The organism is Promicromonospora sp. NPDC050880 (assembly GCF_044456525.1).
Taxonomy (GTDB): domain Bacteria; phylum Actinomycetota; class Actinomycetes; order Actinomycetales; family Cellulomonadaceae; genus Promicromonospora.
Window position 1 is genome coordinate 51,183 of the sequence record NZ_JBITFV010000002.1, and the last position, 16,909, is coordinate 68,091.

Annotated in this window: 16 protein-coding genes; 10 read left to right on the plus strand and 6 right to left on the minus strand. The window is 73.9% G+C overall.

Features of this window, described 5'->3' with window-relative positions; all coding sequences use genetic code 11:
• Positions 1-124 precede the first annotated feature (124 nt).
• Positions 125-1,387 carry a glycosyltransferase gene (locus tag ACIBBF_RS04060; protein ID WP_397410773.1) on the minus strand — a complete coding sequence of 421 codons (1,263 nt, stop codon included), beginning with the start codon at positions 1,385-1,387 and terminating at the stop codon, positions 125-127.
• A gap of 152 nt (positions 1,388-1,539) precedes the next feature.
• Between ACIBBF_RS04060 and ACIBBF_RS04065 the strand changes: the two genes are divergently transcribed.
• The 5 genes from ACIBBF_RS04065 (at position 1,540) to ACIBBF_RS04085 (ending at position 5,805) form a co-directional block, all read left to right on the plus strand.
• Positions 1,540-2,163: a TetR/AcrR family transcriptional regulator gene (locus tag ACIBBF_RS04065; protein ID WP_397410775.1), complete on the plus strand. Its 624-nt coding sequence runs from the start codon at positions 1,540-1,542 to the stop codon at positions 2,161-2,163.
• 129 nt (positions 2,164-2,292) lie between these two features.
• Positions 2,293-3,576 carry a Na+/H+ antiporter NhaA gene (gene nhaA / locus ACIBBF_RS04070; RefSeq protein WP_397410777.1) on the plus strand — a complete coding sequence of 428 codons (1,284 nt, stop codon included), beginning with the start codon at positions 2,293-2,295 and terminating at the stop codon, positions 3,574-3,576.
• A gap of 44 nt (positions 3,577-3,620) precedes the next feature.
• Positions 3,621-4,187, plus strand: a complete 567-nt coding sequence (locus ACIBBF_RS04075) for a TetR/AcrR family transcriptional regulator (protein ID WP_397410779.1) — start codon at positions 3,621-3,623, stop codon at positions 4,185-4,187.
• Positions 4,184-4,975: an ABC transporter ATP-binding protein gene (locus tag ACIBBF_RS04080; protein WP_397410781.1), complete on the plus strand. Its 792-nt coding sequence runs from the start codon at positions 4,184-4,186 to the stop codon at positions 4,973-4,975. The genes ACIBBF_RS04075 and ACIBBF_RS04080 overlap by 4 nt, the downstream gene beginning before the upstream one ends.
• Positions 4,972-5,805, plus strand: a complete 834-nt coding sequence (locus tag ACIBBF_RS04085; RefSeq protein ID WP_397410783.1) for an ABC transporter permease — start codon at positions 4,972-4,974, stop codon at positions 5,803-5,805. Before ACIBBF_RS04080 ends, ACIBBF_RS04085 begins: the two co-directional genes overlap by 4 nt.
• 38 nt (positions 5,806-5,843) lie before the next feature.
• Here the strand turns inward: ACIBBF_RS04085 and ACIBBF_RS04090 are convergent, their stop codons facing one another.
• Genes ACIBBF_RS04090 through phnD form a run of 5 tightly spaced genes read right to left on the minus strand, consistent with a single transcriptional unit; the run spans position 5,844 to position 9,762 of the window.
• The gene (locus tag ACIBBF_RS04090; RefSeq protein WP_397410785.1) at positions 5,844-6,428 is read right to left on the minus strand and encodes a TetR/AcrR family transcriptional regulator; all 585 of its coding nucleotides are present in this window, start codon (positions 6,426-6,428) and stop codon (positions 5,844-5,846) included.
• A gap of 11 nt (positions 6,429-6,439) precedes the next feature.
• Entirely contained in the window at positions 6,440-7,225 is a 786-nt protein-coding gene (locus ACIBBF_RS04095; protein WP_397410787.1) for a tyrosine-protein phosphatase, read from the minus strand.
• The gene (gene phnE, locus ACIBBF_RS04100) at positions 7,222-8,076 is read right to left on the minus strand and encodes a phosphonate ABC transporter, permease protein PhnE (protein WP_397410789.1); all 855 of its coding nucleotides are present in this window, start codon (positions 8,074-8,076) and stop codon (positions 7,222-7,224) included. Before phnE ends, ACIBBF_RS04095 begins: the two co-directional genes overlap by 4 nt.
• Complete coding sequence (locus ACIBBF_RS04105) at positions 8,057-8,839, minus strand: phosphonate ABC transporter ATP-binding protein (protein WP_397410791.1); 783 nt, start codon at positions 8,837-8,839, stop codon at positions 8,057-8,059. The genes phnE and ACIBBF_RS04105 overlap by 20 nt, the downstream gene beginning before the upstream one ends.
• 2 nt (positions 8,840-8,841) lie before the next feature.
• Positions 8,842-9,762 (minus strand): phosphate/phosphite/phosphonate ABC transporter substrate-binding protein, encoded by a 921-nt coding sequence (gene phnD / locus ACIBBF_RS04110; RefSeq protein ID WP_397410793.1) that lies wholly within the window; start codon positions 9,760-9,762, stop codon positions 8,842-8,844.
• 414 nt (positions 9,763-10,176) lie between these two features.
• On the opposite strand from phnD, the gene ACIBBF_RS04115 reads away from it, so the two are divergent.
• Genes ACIBBF_RS04115 through ACIBBF_RS04135 form a run of 5 tightly spaced genes read left to right on the plus strand, consistent with a single transcriptional unit; the run spans position 10,177 to position 16,356 of the window.
• Positions 10,177-11,190 carry a FecCD family ABC transporter permease gene (locus tag ACIBBF_RS04115; protein WP_397411750.1) on the plus strand — a complete coding sequence of 338 codons (1,014 nt, stop codon included), beginning with the start codon at positions 10,177-10,179 and terminating at the stop codon, positions 11,188-11,190.
• Positions 11,187-12,011: an ABC transporter ATP-binding protein gene (locus tag ACIBBF_RS04120; RefSeq protein WP_397410795.1), complete on the plus strand. Its 825-nt coding sequence runs from the start codon at positions 11,187-11,189 to the stop codon at positions 12,009-12,011. The genes ACIBBF_RS04115 and ACIBBF_RS04120 overlap by 4 nt, the downstream gene beginning before the upstream one ends.
• A complete protein-coding gene (locus tag ACIBBF_RS04125; protein WP_397410797.1) occupies positions 12,008-13,015 on the plus strand; it encodes an ABC transporter substrate-binding protein in 1,008 nt (335 codons plus the stop codon). Before ACIBBF_RS04120 ends, ACIBBF_RS04125 begins: the two co-directional genes overlap by 4 nt.
• A 3-nt stretch (positions 13,016-13,018) precedes the next feature.
• The gene (locus tag ACIBBF_RS04130) at positions 13,019-14,698 is read left to right on the plus strand and encodes an ABC transporter ATP-binding protein/permease (protein ID WP_397410799.1); all 1,680 of its coding nucleotides are present in this window, start codon (positions 13,019-13,021) and stop codon (positions 14,696-14,698) included.
• Positions 14,695-16,356 (plus strand): ABC transporter ATP-binding protein, encoded by a 1,662-nt coding sequence (locus tag ACIBBF_RS04135; RefSeq protein ID WP_397410801.1) that lies wholly within the window; start codon positions 14,695-14,697, stop codon positions 16,354-16,356. Before ACIBBF_RS04130 ends, ACIBBF_RS04135 begins: the two co-directional genes overlap by 4 nt.
• Positions 16,357-16,909: the final 553 nt, after the last annotated feature.

Consider the following 16,909-nt stretch of genomic DNA (forward strand, 5'->3'; position numbering starts at 1 on the left):
TGTCCGGCGCCGTCGACCCCCTCGACGAGACGGACCCTGCCCGACGTGACGACCAGCGGGAACGCGCGCTGCCCACCGCGACAGGCCGACCCGCAGCACCGGGCACCACCCCGGCCGCAGCGCCTCAGCGCACCCGCTCGCCGACCCCCTCGAGGCTCCGGACGGCCGTGGCGACGCCGTCCTCCTCGCGCATCGCCGCCGCCACGCGCCCGGCCTCCGCCCGGGCCCGGTCGTTCAGGGCGTGCTCCAGCGCGGCGGCGAGCCGGTCGGCCGTGAGCCGCTTCTGGGGCACCGGGGCCGGGCCGACCCCGAGCCGCTCGACCCGCCCGCCCCAGAACGGCTGGTCCGCGACGAACGGGCACACGACCTGCGGGGTCCCCGCCGCGAACGCGACGCCCGTGGTGCCCGCCCCGCCGTGGTGGACGACGGCGGCGACCCGGGGAAGCAGTGCCCGGTAGTCCACGTCCGTGACGGCGTGGACGTGCTCCGGCAGGTCCGTGGTGTCCAGGCCGCCCCAGCCTGCACCGACCACCAGACGGCGGCCGGTGCGCCGCACCGCCTCCAGGACGGTGGCCGTGGTGGCCGCCGGGTCGGCACCCGCCATCGACCCGAAGCCCACGAACACGGGCTTCTCCCCCGCAGCCAGGAACGCCTCGGTGCCGGCGGGCAGCGGAGCCGGCGGCCCGGCCAGGGTCCAGTACCCGGTGAGCTCCGCCTCGCCGGGCCAGTCGGCCGGCCGCGGCAGCACCGCCGGGCTGATCGCGTGCAGCACGCGGGCGCGGCCGCCGTCGGCCGCCCGGGTGGGGTCGTGCCGGCCGGGCCGGCGCGACAGGTGCAGCTCGTCCCGACGCCAACGGTCCACGACGTAGCCGAACATGCTGGTGGTGCTGCGCATGCCGAGGAACGTGGCCCGGTTCAGCGCCCGGGGCAGGCGCCCCGCGACCTCGACCCCCGGCCAGGCGAACTCCCGGGTCGGCACGTACATCGGGATCGGCAGACCCAGCACGGCCGGGACGCCGAGGGCCTCGGCGACGTGCTGCCCGGCCACGATCTGCCCGTTGTGCACCACGAGGTCCGCGCCGGATGCCCGCGCCACCGCCCAGGAGTCCTCCAGCACCCGGGTGAACATCGCCGCCATCCGCGGCATGAGCGCCAGCCGCGCACGGATCCCGCCCTCCAGCACCGCCCCGGCCCCGGCCCCGTCGAGCAGACGCATCGGACCGTCGTCGATGCCGGCGAACGGCACGCCGTGGTCGCTGACGAACTGCTCGAACCGGTGGGGCGCCACCACGAGCGGCTCGTGCCCCGCCGCCGCCAGACCCTGGGCCAGGGCGACGAACGGCTGCACGTCGCCCCGGGTACCCAGGGTCATCACCAGGACCTTCATCGGGTCGCCTCCCCGTTCAGCACGCATGAAAACGCGTGACCATGTTTGTTTTCACGAAGCTAGTGCCCCGGGCACGGCGCGTCAACGCGCCGCCCGTCCGGCCGGTAGAGTCTGGAAACAGGAATCACACGCGTTTTCAAGGGGTGACGACGATGCCGGTGGCGTTCAGCGAGGCCGAGCGCGCGCGGATCACCGCCTCGCTCCGGGAGTCCGGCCGGCGGCTGTTCGCCACCGAGGGCCTGCGCAAGACGTCCCTGGCGGCACTGGTGGCCGACGCCGGGATCGTGAAGTCCACGTTCTACACGTTCTTCGACTCCAAGGAGGCCCTCTACCTCGACCTCCTGCTCGAACAGGCGGGGCAGACCCGCCGCCGCACCATCGAGGAGGGCCTGCACCGCGGCACCGACGCGCGTGACGCCCTGCGCCGCTTCCTTCGTGCCTCGGTCACGATCCTGGAGGACGACCCGCTCTACCGCAGGCTCGTGACCCACCCCGACGAGATGGCGCTGGTCGTCGGCAGGGTCCGGCCCGAGGACGCACGGATGCCGGGCGACGAGCCCGCCCCGGTGGAGTTCGTCAACGAGCTCGCCGACTACGTCGCGGAGCAGCAGGCGGCGGGCGTGATCCGGGGCACCGACCCGGCCGTCGTCGTCGGCGCGCTGCGCGCGGTGCTGCTGCTGCCCCTGCACGCGGCCGAGTTCGGCGACCGGTACGCCGACGTCCTGGACCTCACCATCGAGTCGCTCACCGCGGGGCTCACCGCCGGGCCGCGCTGAGGCCGGTGGCGGGCGTCACTGACCCCGCGTGCGCCGACCAGGTAGGGTCTTACCCAGGGTGTGCCGGGAAGTCTGGTCGGCGTGGACCGGTCGACGGCTGGTCCGCTGCGCCGACCCTCGAGGAGCTCCGTGCCCCGCACCACCACCCTGCCCCAGCGCGTACGCACCTGGGTCTCCCGCGAGACCACCGGAGGCGCGCTGCTCATCGGAGCCGCGCTGCTGGCCCTGCTGTGGGCCAACTCGCCCTGGCGCGAGGCGTACACCGCGCTCTCCGAGACCGTCGTGGGCCCCGCCTGGATCGGTCCCCTGCACGTCCACCTCGACCTCTCGCTCGCGGCGTGGGGCACCGACGGCCTGCTGGCGATCTTCTTCTTCGTGGTGGGCGTGGAGCTCAAGCACGAGTTCGTCGCCGGGAGCCTGCGCAACCCCAAGGAGGCCGGGGTGCCCATGGTGGCCGCGGTGGGCGGCATGGCGGTACCCGCCGCGATCTACGTGGCGGTACTGCTCGCCTTCGGCGACACCGGCGCCCTGCACGGCTGGGCCATCCCGACGGCGACCGACATCGCCTTCGCCGTCGGCGTGCTCGCGATCTTCGGCCGGGGCCTGCCCGTGGCCATCCGCACCTTCCTGCTGACCCTGGCCGTGGTGGACGACCTGCTGGCCATCGTCGTGATCGCCGTCTTCTACACCGAGCAGATCCACTGGTGGGCCCTGGCCGGCGCGCTGGTCTGCGTGGCGCTGTTCGCCTGGCACGTGCGCTCGCGCACGCCGCGCTGGTTCGTGCTGCTGCCCCTGGCGCTGGTCGCCTGGACGCTCATGCACTCCTCCGGCGTGCACGCGACGATCGCGGGCGTGCTGCTCGGCTTCACCGTGCCCGCGATCGCCCGCCACGGCGAGACGACGTCGCGCACGCACTCGTTCGAGCACACGGTCCGGCCGTTCTCCCAGGGTCTCGCGCTGCCGCTGTTCGCGTTCTTCGCGGCGGGCGTCACCCTGGTGGACGGCGACGGTGCGGGTGCTCTGATCGGCCAGCCGGTGGTGCTGGCCATCACGGCCGGGCTCGTGCTGGGCAAGCTGGCCGGGATCCTCGGCGCCACCGCCGCGATCACGCGGCTCACCCCGCTGCGCCTGCCCGACGGCATCGGGGTGCGCGACCTGCTGCCCGTCGGCTTACTGGCCGGCATCGGCTTCACCGTGTCGCTGCTGATCAGCGAGCTGTCCTTCACCGACTCGGAGCACGCCGACGGCGCGAAGATCGCCGTGCTGTGCGGTTCGGTGGTCGCGGCCCTGCTCGGCGCCGTCGCCCTGCGCTGGGACGCGCGGCGGGCCCGCTCGTCGGACATGAACCTCGACGGCCGGCCCGACCCCGTGGGCGGTTACATCGGCGACGCCGAGGACCGCGAGAACCACTGAGCGGACCGTTGCCACGCCACAATGTTAGTGACTAACATTGTGGCGTGGTCACCCCTCGGTCCCTGCGCACCCGGGCTCGCATCCTCGACGCGGCGCTCGACCTCTTCGAGCGCCAGGGCTACGCCGCCACCACGGTGAACCAGATCGCCGACGCCGCCGGGGTCACCCCCATGACCTTCTTCCGGCACTTCCCCACCAAGGACGCGGTGCTGGTCACCGACCCCTACGACCCGCTCATCGCCGAGGCAGTGGGCGCCCAGCCGGTACACCTGCCCCCTCTGGAACGCACCCGGCTCGGCCTGCTCGCCGCGCTCGGCGACATCACCCCTACCGAGGACGCGACCGCACGCCGGCGCGTGGCCCTGGTCGCGGCGTCGCCCGCCCTGCGCGCCGCCGTCGTCATCGGCACCGAGGCCACGCAGGAGGCGATCGTCGAACGCCTCGTGGCCGACGGCGCCCCGCGGCTGGACGCCGCCATCGCGGCCTCCGCGTGCCTGGCCGCCACCACCGCCGCCCTGCTGGCCTGGGCCACCGAGCCCGACGACGTCACGCTCGCCCACCTGGTCCGGCGCGCACTGGCCCAGCTCGCCCCGGCGGGAGCCGAGCGATGACCGCGCCGGCCCTCGTGCTCGACGGCGTCTCGCGCACCTTCGGCGGCCGGGTCGCCCTCGACGACCTCACCCTGCGGGTCGACGGCGGCCGGGTCGCCGCCCTGATCGGCCTCAACGGCGCGGGCAAGACGACGGCGCTGCGCACGTTGGTCGGCCGCCTGCCCCCAGGCCACGGCACGGCCCGGGTGCTGGGCCACGACCCGGCCACGCTGCCCGCGGACGCCGCGGCGCGGTTCGGGCACGTCGTCGGCGCACCCCTGGTGTACCCGGAGCTGACCGTCACCGAGAACCTGCGCTGCGCTGCGCGCCTGCACGGGCTGGGCCGCACCGACGCCGCCGGCACGGCACGCGAGGCGGTCGACCGGCTGGGGCTCGCGCCCTGGCGGGACGCACGGGCCCGCGCGCTCTCGGCCGGAAACCTCCAGCGGCTCGGCATCGGGTGCGCGACGCTGCACCGCCCGGCCGCCCTCGTGCTCGACGAGCCGACCAGCGCGCTGGACCCGCAGGGCGTCGTCCTGGTGCGCGGCCTGATCCGGGACCTGGCCCGCGACGGCGCGGCCGTGCTGGTGTCGAGCCATCACCTGGACGAGGTGTCGCGCGTCGCGGACGAGATCGTCGTGCTGCACGCCGGGCGGGACCAGGGCCGGCTGGAGCCGGGCGGTTCCGACCTGGAGCAGCGCTTCTTCGCCATGGTGCTCGACGCGGACACGCGCGCCGGGACCAGCCACGACACCGGGGCCCCGGCCGGCGGGACCGACCACGCGACCAGGACCGGGAGTCCCGCATGACCACACCAACCGTGCCGACGTCTGCCAGGCCCGCGCCGGCCGGGCGCGCGTCCCCGCTGCCCGCGGCCCTCGCCGTCGAAACCCTCAAGCTCGGCCGCTCGCTCGTGGCCCGGCTGGCCACCGCGCTGCTGGCGGCGCTCGTCCCGGCGGCCGCCGTCGGCATGGTCGCGCTGGCCAGGTCGCCGCAGGCGGGCGGCCCCACGGCGGCCAAGCTCGCCGACTACGCCACCGGCGACCTGGCCACGACCCACCTGACGGTCGGCGCCCAGGTGCTGTCCGTCGCGGCGCTGGCCGCGGGCGGGTTCTTCGTCGCGTCGTCCTTCGGGCGCGAGCTCGAGAGCGGCACGGCCGGCGCGCTGTTCGGGCTCGCCGTCCCGCGCGGCACGATCGCCCTGGCGAAGTGCCTGGTCACGCTCGCCTGGACCACGGCGTCCGTGGTGCTGACCGTGGGCCTGTCAGTGGCCGCGTCGGCGGTGGTGACGGCGGCCTCGGGCGCCTCGTTCGGCGCCTGGCGGGAGGCCGGCGTCGCAGTGGTCGCCGGACTGCTGGGCGGCGGCCTGGCCCTGCCGTTCGCGTGGGTCGCCACCGTGACGCGCAGCCAGCTCGCGACGGTCGGGGCGCTGGTCGGCGTCGTCGCCCTCACCCAGATCGTGGTGCTGCTGGGCGGCGGCTCCTGGTTCCCGTATGCCGCGCCGTCCCTCTGGACCGGGATGGGCGGGCCCGACGCCGCGGCCGCCGTCGGCCTGCCGCACCTGCTCGTGGCGGCCGCCGTGGTGCCGCTCGCGGTGGGCGCCGTGGTGCGCACGTGGCGGCGGCTGACGAACGTGTGAGGCGGGTGGGCGTGTGCGCGCGGCGGCCCTGCCTGCGCTCAGGCGACCACGGCCATGCCCCGCCAGGCCACCCGGATGCCCTCCCGGCAGCGCTCCAGCGCCTCGGGGTCGTCCAGGGTCACGCCGCGCACCACGAACTGGTAGTAGAAGACGCCGTTGACCAGGTCGATGCACGCGTCGACGTCGAGGTCGGGGCGCAGCTCGCCCCGCTCGACCCCCGCCCGCAGCACCGCGACCATGCCCGCCCGGCGCCGCGACACGTGCGACCGCCAGTACGCCCGGGCGAGCTTGCGGTCCGTCATCGCCAGCCGCATGCGCAGCCGGAACCGCTCCTCCGAGTACGTCTCACGCGTCGTGGCCGACTGCGTCGTGTACGCGTCCAGCACGTTCTGGAGCAGGTCGCCCTCCAGCGGGATCGTGTGCGGCGCGCGGCCCCGGTCGAGCGCCGTGGCGACCAGGTCCGTCATGCTCGGCCATCGCCGGTAGATCGCGGCGCGGCTCACACCGCTGCGCTCCACCACCCTGCTGACGGTGATCTCCTCGCCGCGCTCCAGGAGCTCCACGGCGGCGTCGACGATCCGCTCGTCGTGCCCCTGCGAGCGCGGTCGGCCAGGACCGCGCACCGGGCCGCCGGTCACTCGGACGGGCGCAGGGCGCGGGAGCGGAGCTGCGCGACCAGCCCGTCCGTGAGCCCCGCCACGCGCAGCGGTGCCAGCGGGTCGCCGTGCCGCTCGGTCAGCATCGCGAACAGCTCGCGCATCGGGGCGTCCGAGAACCCCGTGCTGACGGCGGCCAGCGCCGCCGCGTCGAGCTCGATCCCGAACCGGCTCATCAACGGGCGCAGGACGGGCGAGATGCGCGCCATGATGGCCGCGGAGTTCTCGCCGGTGCGCACGTAGTCGGCCACGATGTCCTCCTGGTCGGCGCCGAGCGCCAGCAGCAGCGACGCGGCGAGCACGCCGGTGCGGTCCTGGCCGGCGGCACAGTGGAACGCGACGGCGCCCGGCGCATGGGCGATGATCGCGAGCGCCGTCACGATCTGCGGCGCGGCACCCTCGTACATGCGCAGGTACATCCGGCCGAACCGGGTCTGGTCCATCATCTCGGCGCTCGCCGGCCGGGTGCCGCTGCCGTCGGTGGCCTGCCCGATGTCGGCGAGCAGCGGCACGTGGTGGTAGCTGACGTTCGAGTGCGTGCCGAGCGGTCCGCGGCCGGTCACGCCGAGCTCGTCGGTGGACCGCAGGTCGATGATCGCCCGCACGCCGTCGTCGACCAGCGCGCGGGCGACGTCGTCGGTCACGAGGGCGAGGTCGTCGGCACGCAGGGCGAAGCCCGGGCGGACGACGCCGCCGTCGACGGCGATGCCGCCCAGGTCCCGGAGGTTGACGGGGGCGCTGAGGGGCAGGGCAGGGTCGGTCACGTGATCTTCCTTCGGATGACGGCGCTGGCCTGGTCGATGACCGTGACCAGCACGATGATGCAGATGACGATGGCGGACAGGTGCCCGTAGTCGTACATCTTCATGGCTGTGGTGAGTTCCAGGCCGATGCCGCCCGCCCCGACCATGCCGAGGATGGTGGCTCCGCGCACGTTGCCCTCGAAGAGCAGGAGCGTGTAGGAGACGAGCAGGGGTCCGGCCTGGGGCAGCACCCCGTACTGGACCACCTGGCGCCGGGACGCCCCGACGGCCTGCATCGCGGTGACGGGGCCGGTGTCGACCGCCTCCATCGCCTCCGCGAAGACCTTGCCGATGGAGCCGACGGAGCCCACCGTCATCGCGAGGATGCCGGCGAACGGGCCCAGGCCCACGGCCGAGACGAACATGAGCGCGAACACCAGGTCGGGCAGCGACCGGATCACGTTCATGACCCACCGCGTGGGGTAGTAGAGCCAGCGCGGGGCGATGTTCGACGCCGCACCGAACGCGACGACGAGGGACAGGACCGCGCCGAGCGCGGTGCCGACGATCGCCATCTGCAGCGTCTCGACGAGCAGCTCCACGATGACGCCGAGCTTGTCCCACGTGGGCGGGAACAGCCGCAGCAGGAAGTCGCCCATGTTGGTGGCGCCCTCGCCGAGCTTGGCGACGTCGAACTCCGCGCCGACGAAGGACCACACCATCAGGACCCCGACGACGGGGATGCCGAGCAGGAACCGCGCCCGGGGCACGTTGACCGCGCGCTCGAGGCGGGCGCGGGTACGTGGGTCGAGCTGCGGCTCCGGCGCGCCCGGTCCGGCGTCCGGCGCGGACTCAGACAAGGTCGCGGACACGAGCCGCCCCCTGGTCGTCGTGGGAGTAGAGAGCGTCGAGCGCCGCGGCGTCGAGCTGCGCGGTCGGCGCGGACACGAGCACCTGGCCGTGCCGCAGACCCACCACGCGGTCGGAGTGCTCCAGCGCGAGGGAGAGCACGTGCAGGCTGACGAGCACCGGGATGCCGTCGTCGTGCGCGATCTCGCGGAGCAGGCCGAGCACCGCGTGCGACATCTTCGGGTCGAGCGACGCGACCGGCTCGTCGGCGAGGACGAGGCGCGGGCGCTGCATCAGCGCCCGTGCGATCGCGACCCGCTGCTGCTGCCCGCCCGAGAGGGACCGCGCCTGCTCGGCGGCCTTGTGGGCGATGCCGACGCGGTCCAGCAGCTCCATCGCACGGCGGCGGTGGGCGCCGGAGAACCCACCGGCCAGGTTGACCGGGCCGGCGTCGTGCAGGGCTCCGGTCAGCACGTTGGTCAGCACGCTGAGCCGGCCCACCAGGTTGAACTGCTGGAACACCTGCCCCACGGAGGCGCGCACGTGGCGCAGGCCGCCCCGCGGCAGATGCGTCATGTCCTGGCCGACGACGTGCACCAAGCCCTCGCTGATCGGCGCGAACCCGGTGAGGCTGCGCATCAGCGTCGACTTGCCGGAACCGGACGAGCCCAGGAGGGCGACCATCTCGCCGGCGGACAGGTCGAGGTCCACGCCGTCGAGCACGAGGGGACCGTCACCGTAGGCGACCCGCAGGCCGCGCACCGAGACAAGTGCGGGAGTGGACATGCTCAGCCCAGGTCCGAGATGTCGACGTCAGCGACGGCCGCGATGTCCACGAAGGGCTGGAAGATCGACGGGTCGGGGTCGACGACCGGCTCGGTACCCTGCATGGCCTCGAACATCGCACCGAGGGCGTCGGCGTTCTCCTCGACGAACACCTTCGGCAGCGCCTGCTTCAGCAGGTCGCGCTTGTCGTCGGAGAGGTCCTGGTCGGCCAGCACGGTGACGGCGACCGGCATGGAGTCGCTCTCGCCGATCGAGCGGGTCTCGCCCTTCTCGAACGGGAACATCGGGTCACCGAGGCCGGCCATGGTGGGGAAGATCGTCGAGGTGCACGCGACGTCGGCCTGGCCCTCCTTCAGAGCCGTGAAGCTCATGTCGTGCCCGCCGCTGAACAGTGCGGCGTAGTCGGTGTCCTTCTCCAGGCCGGCGTCGTGCAGCATCGCGACGGGCATGAAGTAGCCGGAGCTGGACGCCGGGTCGGCGAACGCGACCACGGTGTCGGGCGTGATGTCGTCCAGCGCGGTGAGCGGCGAGTCGTCGAGCACGAGGCACGTGGAGACCGGGTCGTCGTTGCCCGGCCAGGCCACCAGGGAGTCGACCTCGCCGGTGTTGACCGCCAGCGCGGACGGGAAGCCGCTCATGAAGCCGATGTCGACGTGGTGGTTGCGCAGGGCCTCGACGACGGCCGTGTAGTCGGGCACGTCGACGATCTCGACCTCGCGGCCGGTCTCGGCCTCCACCAGGCCGGCGAAGGCCTCGATGGGGTTCTCGGCGCCGGGGTCGTCACCGAGCGGGGTCGTGGCGAAGGTGATCGGGGCGTTCGGGTCGGCGGCCGCATCGTCGGCGGAGGCCGAGGAGCAGCCGGCGAGCAGGACCGTGGTACCGAGGGCGAGCAGGCCCAGGGCCGGGAGTGCGCGGGGGCGCATGGGCATTCCTTTCTGGCGGGAGCCGGCGGTGCGGGATATCGCGACCGGCGATATCGATATGGAACCCCGCGCAGATGGCCGCGAATTACGAGACCGCCGTCCTGGAAAGGAAGCCCGGATGAAGATCGGGTGCCCTGGGCAGGCACGCCGGACTGGCGGCACCGTCTTTGCCATGGTCCTATGAGAACGGTTATCGTTCGCAACTGTGAGGGTCGAGGATCGGCGGCAAGCCAGGGGGACACACAGGGATCCCGCCGGGTTCCGGAGGACGGGCGACCACGCCGCCCTCGTGACCGTGGGGTCTGACGCATGATGGGCTCGCTCCCGCGCCCGGCGGCGTCGAGGCCCGCCCTGTCAGCGCCCGGTCGTGTCCGACGGCGCCTCGTCCGCAGGACCTGGCTGCTGTGCGCCGCACTGGGGCTCTCCGCCTGCCTGCTTGTCGTGGTCTCGGGCACGGTGGGTTCGGTGGCCGTCAGCCCGGTCCAGGCAGCCCAGCTCGTGCTCGGGCACCTGCTGCCGGGCATGCCGTGGATGTCGGACGGGTCGCTGACGCCGTTGCAGGACCAGGCTGTCTGGCAGTTCCGCCTGCCGCGCGCACTGCTCGCCGGCCTGGCCGGAGCCGGTCTCGCACTGGCCGGGGCCCTGATGCAGGTCACGGTCCGCAACCCGCTGGCGGAACCGTACGTCCTGGGCGTGTCGTCGGGCGCGAGCGTGGGCGCGGTGCTGGTGATCGTGCTCGGCTCGGCGGCGCTGGGCGGTCTGTCGTTGAACATCGCGGCGTTCGCCGGCGCCCTGGGGGCCTGCGTCTGCGTGGCGGTGCTGGCCCGCAAGGACGGCGCACTGTCCCCTACCCGGATGATCCTGGCGGGAGTGGCCCTGGGCACGCTGTTCAGCGCCGTCACGAGCTACCTGACCATCTCCACGAGCGCCCAGAACGTGGTCAGCGTGCTGTTCTTCCTGCTGGGCAGCGTCTCGGCGGCGACCATGTCCAGCCTGGTCGGCCCCGCCGTCGCCCTCCTCGTCGCCGGCGTGACCGCACTCGTCCTGGCCCGGTCGCTGAATGCGCTCATGACCGGGGACGAGTCGGCCGTGTCGCTGGGCGTGGACGCCGGCCGGCTACGCGGTGTGCTGCTGGTGGTGGCGTCCCTCCTGACCGGCACCGTGGTCTCGGTGGCGGGCGGCATCGGCTTCGTCGGCCTGGTGGTGCCGCACGTCGCACGGATCGCGGTGGGTGCCGACCACCGGCGCATGCTGCCCGTGACGGTCATGGGCGGCGCGGTCTTCCTGATGGCCGCCGACCTCCTGGCACGCACGGTCGCGGCCCCGACCGAGGTTCCGCTCGGGATCCTCACGGCATTCGTGGGCGCACCGTTCTTCCTGTGGCTGATGCGCCGCGGCGGCGCCGAACGGGCGGGGTTCGGACGATGAGGGTGGAGTTCGACGACGTCACCGTCCGGCTCGGCGGCCGCGACGTCGTCCAGCGGGCGTCGCTGACCATCGAGCCCGGGACGGTGGTCGGCCTGGTCGGGCCCAACGGCAGCGGCAAGTCGTCCCTGCTGCGCACGCTCTACCGGGCGGTGCGCCCACGGGTGGGCGGCGTGCGTGTCGACGGGCAGGACGTCCTGCGCCTGAGCGGCCGCCAGGCGGCCCGGGCGGTCGCCGTCATGCTGCAGGACGCGCCGACCGACTTCGACCTGAACGTCGAGGAGACGGTGCTGCTCGGCCGCGCCCCGCACCACGCCGCCTTCGGCAGGGACACCCCGGCCGACCTCGACGTGGTCGCCGACGCCATGCGGCGCACCGGCGTCTCCGACCTGGCCGACCGGATGGTCGCCACCCTGTCCGGCGGCCAGCGCCAGCGGGTCATGCTCGCACGGGCCCTCGCCCAGCAGAGCCCCGTCCTCGTCCTGGACGAGCCCAGCAACCATCTCGACATCAGCCACCAGCACGAGCTCATGACCACGGTGCGTGGCCTGGGCCGCACCGTGATCGCCGCCCTGCACGACCTCAACCTCGCGATCCGGTACTGCGACGAGGTGGTCGTGCTCGACGCCGGCCGGATCATCGCCGCCGGGCCGCCCGCCACGGTGCTCGTGCCCGAGCTGATCCGCGGCATCTTCGGCGTCGACGTCCGCGTGCACGGGGACGCCGAACAGCCCGTCCTCTCGTTCCGCCCGCTCTCCGCGGCCGACGGCCACCCCACCACCGGCTCCCCCGAAGCCCGAGCAGAAAGCAGCATCCCGACATGATCCCCACCGCACACGCCCGCTACCGCTCCGCCGCCACGCTCACCGCAGGCGCCCTGCTCCTGGCCGGGTGCGGGTCGTCGGTCACGGCCACCCCCGGGCCGTCCGGCTCCGCGGAACCGGTCGCCGTGGAGAACTGCGGCCGCCAGGTCGTCGTCGACGGCGCCCCGGCGGCCGCCGTCGGCATGCACCCGGCGCAGACCGAGCTGCTGCTGCGCCTGGGCCTCGCCGACCGGCTGGCCGGGCAGGCCCAGGCCACCGCGCAGGAGCTGCCCGACGACGTCGCGCCGCTCGCCGGCGACGTCCCCGTCATCGGCGAGGCGATGCCCCCCAGCCGCGAGGACCTGCTCGCCGTCGAGCCCGACTTCGTGTACTCGCCCACCACCTACGAGTTCACCGCGGAGCAGGGCTTCGCCAGCATCGAGCAGCTCGAGCAGGCCGGGGCGGCGGTCTACGTGGCCACCGGAGGCTGCGCGGACCGGCGCATGTCCGGCGAGGTGACCGACCTGTTCACGGACCTGGAGAACGTCGGAGAGATCTTCGGCGTCCAGGACGAGGCGGCGGACCTCGTGGACGTCAGCCAGGCGGAGCTGGACGAGGTGGCCGCCGCCGTCGCCGACGTCGACAAGCTGCGCGTCGCACAGGTCTACGTCGAGGGCAGCACGCTGCAGGCCATCGGCGCGGGCGTCGAGCACGACATCCTGCGCCGCGCCGGGGCCGACAACGTCTACGGGCCCGACGACCCGGCGTTCGCGGAGTTCTTCGCCGCGACGATCACCCCGGAGGCACTGGCCGCGCAGGAGCCGGAGGCACTGGTGTTCTCGGCCTACGACGAGCAGCACGAGGCCGCGACGCGCGAGTACCTGACCACCACGTTCCCCGACATGCCCGCCGTGCGCGAGGACCGGCTGATCGCCGTGTCCAGCGCCGACGTGTTCCCGGGCACCCTGGGCAACGTCTCGATCGTGCGGGACATCGCCGAGCAGCTCTACCCGGACGCGTTCTGACCGGTGGTCCACCGCCGCCTGCTCCAGCTCGCCGGGGCCGTGTCAGGGGCGATCCTCGCCCTGGCCGGCCTCGGCGTCGTCCTGTCCGTTCTGCACATCGCGTTCGCGCTCGCCGCGGGGTCGGTCGTCACCGCGGTGGTGCACGGCGACGGCGACCTCGTACCCGGCCTGGCGGCGCTGACCGGCATCGCGCTGCTCCGCGGCGTGCTGATCGGGGCCCGGGAGCCCACCGCCACACGCGTCGGGGCGGAGGTGCGGATCCGGTTGCGGCGCCGGCTGCTGCTCCAGCTCGCGACCGTACCGGTCGCGGAGCGTGACTCCGGGCGTACCGCCGCCACGGTGCTCGACGGGGTCGACGGCCTGGACGCCTACTACACGCGCTACCTGCCGCAGCTGATCGTCGTGCTGGTCGTCCCCGCCGTCGTCGTCGCGCTCGTCTGGACGCGCTCGGCGGGAGCCGGTGCCGTGCTCGCCGTCGCCACCGCGGTAGCGGTACTCGCCCCGCGGGTCTGGGACGCCCGGCTCCTGCGCACCGGGCGGCGGCGCTGGGACCGGTTCACCCGGTTGTCGTCGGACTATGTCGAGGCGCTGCAGCAGATCCCGCTGCTGCGGTCCTTCGGTGCGACCGACCGGATCGCCGCCCGGATCGCGGCGGACGCGGACGGACTGCGGGTGTCCACCATGGCCCAGCTCCGGCTCTCGCTCGTCGAGACGCTCGTCAGCGGCGTGGCCCTGCACCTCGGCACCGTCCTGGTCGTCTTCGCCGCCGTGGCCGCCGTCGTCTCCGGCGGCGCTGGCGCCACGGCGGCCATGACGGTGCTGCTGCTGGCCCGGGAGTGCTTCCGGCCGGTCCAGGACCTGGGGACGACCTGGCACGCCGGCTATCTCGGCCTGACCGCCGTGGACGGGCTGGAACGGCTCCTGTCCGGACGACCGGCCGTGATCGAGAACGGTGCCCACGCCGCTCCCGCCCCCACCGGGTCCGTGATGGTCGACGACGTCACCTATCGCTACCCGGGTACCACCACCGGCGTGCGGGGTCTGAGCCTGCGGGTGGCGCCTGGTGAGACCGTCGCGGTCGTCGGCCCGTCCGGGTCGGGCAAGAGCACGCTCGCGCGGCTGCTCGAACGCGACATCGACCCGGACGCCGGCCAGGTCCGCGTCGACGGCGTCGACCTGCGCGCCTACACCCGCGGTGCGCGCAGCCGCAGTGTCGTCGTGGTGCCGCAGGATCCCGTGCTGTTCGCCTGGAGCGTGCGCGACAACCTGCGCCTGTACCGCCCGGCGGCGACGGACGCCGAGATCGAGCACGCGTGCGGCCTCGCCGACGTCCACGACGTGGTCGCCGCCCTGCCCGACGGGTACGGCACCGTGCTGGCCGAGAACGGCGAGCAGCTCTCCGGCGGCCAGCGACAGCGACTCGCCATCGCCCGCGCACTCCTCTCACCGGCTCCGGTCCTCGTGCTCGACGAGGTCACCTCGGCGCTGGACCCCGACACGGAGAAGCGTGTCATGGACGCCGTCGCCCGGGACTCGTCGGCCCGGACCGTCCTCGTCATCGCCCACCGGGCCGGCGCCTGCCTGCACGCGGACCGCTGGATCGCTCTGCGCGACGGGCGCCTGACCGCCAGCGGCGACGGACCACCCCCGGCACGGGTCCTCATGGCGGGGAGTGCGTCGTGAGAGCGGTCCTCCGGCTGCTCCCGGTCATCACCACGCACCGGGGCCTGTTCGTCGAGACGGTGGTGTGGAGCGTCGTCACCCAGAGCGCCGTGCTCGCGATCGCGCTCGGCCTCGCCGTCGCCGTCGGGCGGGTCGTGGCGGGCGAGCCTGTCGACCTGAGGGCGCTGACCGCAGGGCTGGGCGCCCTCGGGGTGCTGGCCGCCACCACCGCGTGGCGGGAGTCATGGGTCTCGCACGACCTGGCCTACCGGCTGATCGCCCTGCTGCGCGGCAGGGTCTTCGACGCCCTGCACGGTGCGCTGCCGACGCGTACCCGCCGGCAGCGCACCGGCGACATGGTGACCACCGTCGTCGCTGACATCGAGACCCTCGAATGGCTCTACGCCCACACCGTGGCGCAGACCTTGAGCGCCGTGCTGGTCCTCTCGGTCAGCACAGCCGTGTCCGTCTCGCTCAGCCCGCTGCTGCTGCTCGTGTGGGTGCCGCTGCTGCTCGTCGGTGTCACGGCCCCTCTGGCTACCGCACGCCGCGCCCGCCGCGACGGCGCCGCACTGGCCGCCGGGGCCGCCGGGCTGCGGTCCGAGCTGCTCGACACCGTCAGCGGGCTCCGGGAGCTGACCGGGGCGGACGCCCTCGGCAGCCGGCTCGACCGGATCACCGAGGACACCCGGAGGCACGCACGCACCCAGGTGCGCGAGGCCCGGCGCCTCGGTCTGGAGCGTGGCATCGCCGACGTCTCCCTCGCGGGTGCCGCACTCGGTGCGATCGGCATCGTGCTGCTCGACCGCGGCGCCGTGGCCCCGGCCGACGTCCCGCTCGCGGTGATCGTGGCCGTGGCAGGCCTCGGCCCCGCCGCGCAGATCGCCGACCTGCTGCGCAACGCCGGCACCCTGCGGGCCGCCGCCCAGCGGGTCGGCGATGTGCTCGCCACCCCGCCGGCGGTCGACCGCCGTCCCGCAGGTCGCTCCCCCTCGGTCCAGGACGAGCAGGGTCTCGTCCTGGACCACGTCACCTTCGCCTACGGCGCGGGGCGTCCGGTGCTCGACAAGTTCAGCCTGCACGTGCGCCCCGGGCAGGTCGTCGCCCTCACCGGGCCGTCCGGTGCGGGCAAGACCACGGCCGCGCGGCTCGCGCTGCGCCTGTGGGACCCGGACGGAGGCGCCGTCCGCGTCGACGGGACCGACCTGCGCGACCTTCCGGACACCGGCCTGCGCCACCTGGTCGCCGTCGTACCGCAGGGATCACCTCTGCTGCGCGGAACCGTGCGGAGCAACATCACGCTCGGCGACCCCGGCGCCACGGCGACGATGATCGACCGCGCGGCGCGGGCGGCCGGTCTGCTCGACCCGTCTGGCGGGCTCCCGCTCGGCCTGGCCACCCCCGTGGGCGAGCACGGGACCGGCCTCTCCGGAGGGCAGCGCGCACGCGTCGCCATCGCCCGCGCCCTGCTCCGCGACCCCCGCGTGCTCGTGCTGGACGAACCGACCGCGTCCCTGGACCCCGACGCCGACGCGGCCATCATGCAGTTCCTGACGCGGGCCACCGATCGCGCCACCCTGCTCATCGCGCACCGGCCGGCCACGATCGCCGCCGCGCACACCCGCGTCGAGCTGCCCGGTCCGCTCCCGGAGACCGGCCCGCGCGTCGTCACGTCGTAGGCGTCCGTCGACGACGAACGGCCTGAACCTACGATCCGTAGGTTCAGGCCGTTCCGATGCCGTGTCGCATCACGGGGTCGGGCTGACTGGATTCGAACCAGCGACCCTCTGATCCCGGGCCGACGCGCAATCAAGCCGCACGCCGGGGCCCCTGGATCCGTGGTCGCCTACCTGCTCCGCCGCTCCACTGGATAGCGTTTCTGCAGGTGACGGCCACATACGCCTGTCACTGATGACTCTGGCCCGCAGTGAATGCGGGGCGGGAAGTCACCCTCGTGAGTGCGAGTTTAGTCCAGTGGTGACGGTCAGTGACGGCTGAATCTGTCGGGTTTCTGTCGGGGGTCGAGTGGCGTTGGGCGTAGGAGCGCGGTGCCAGGACTGAAGCGGGGCGTGCCCGGCACCACGTAGAACGACGTCGTCCATCCCGACGCCTTCACGGTGTAAACCGTGGAAGTTGCCCTGACCTGCACAGACACTCCTCGAAGACCTGCTGGCACGCCTGGACGCCGGGCGACAGTTCGACCAGTCACCCGTCGACCTGGCAGCCCTCGCC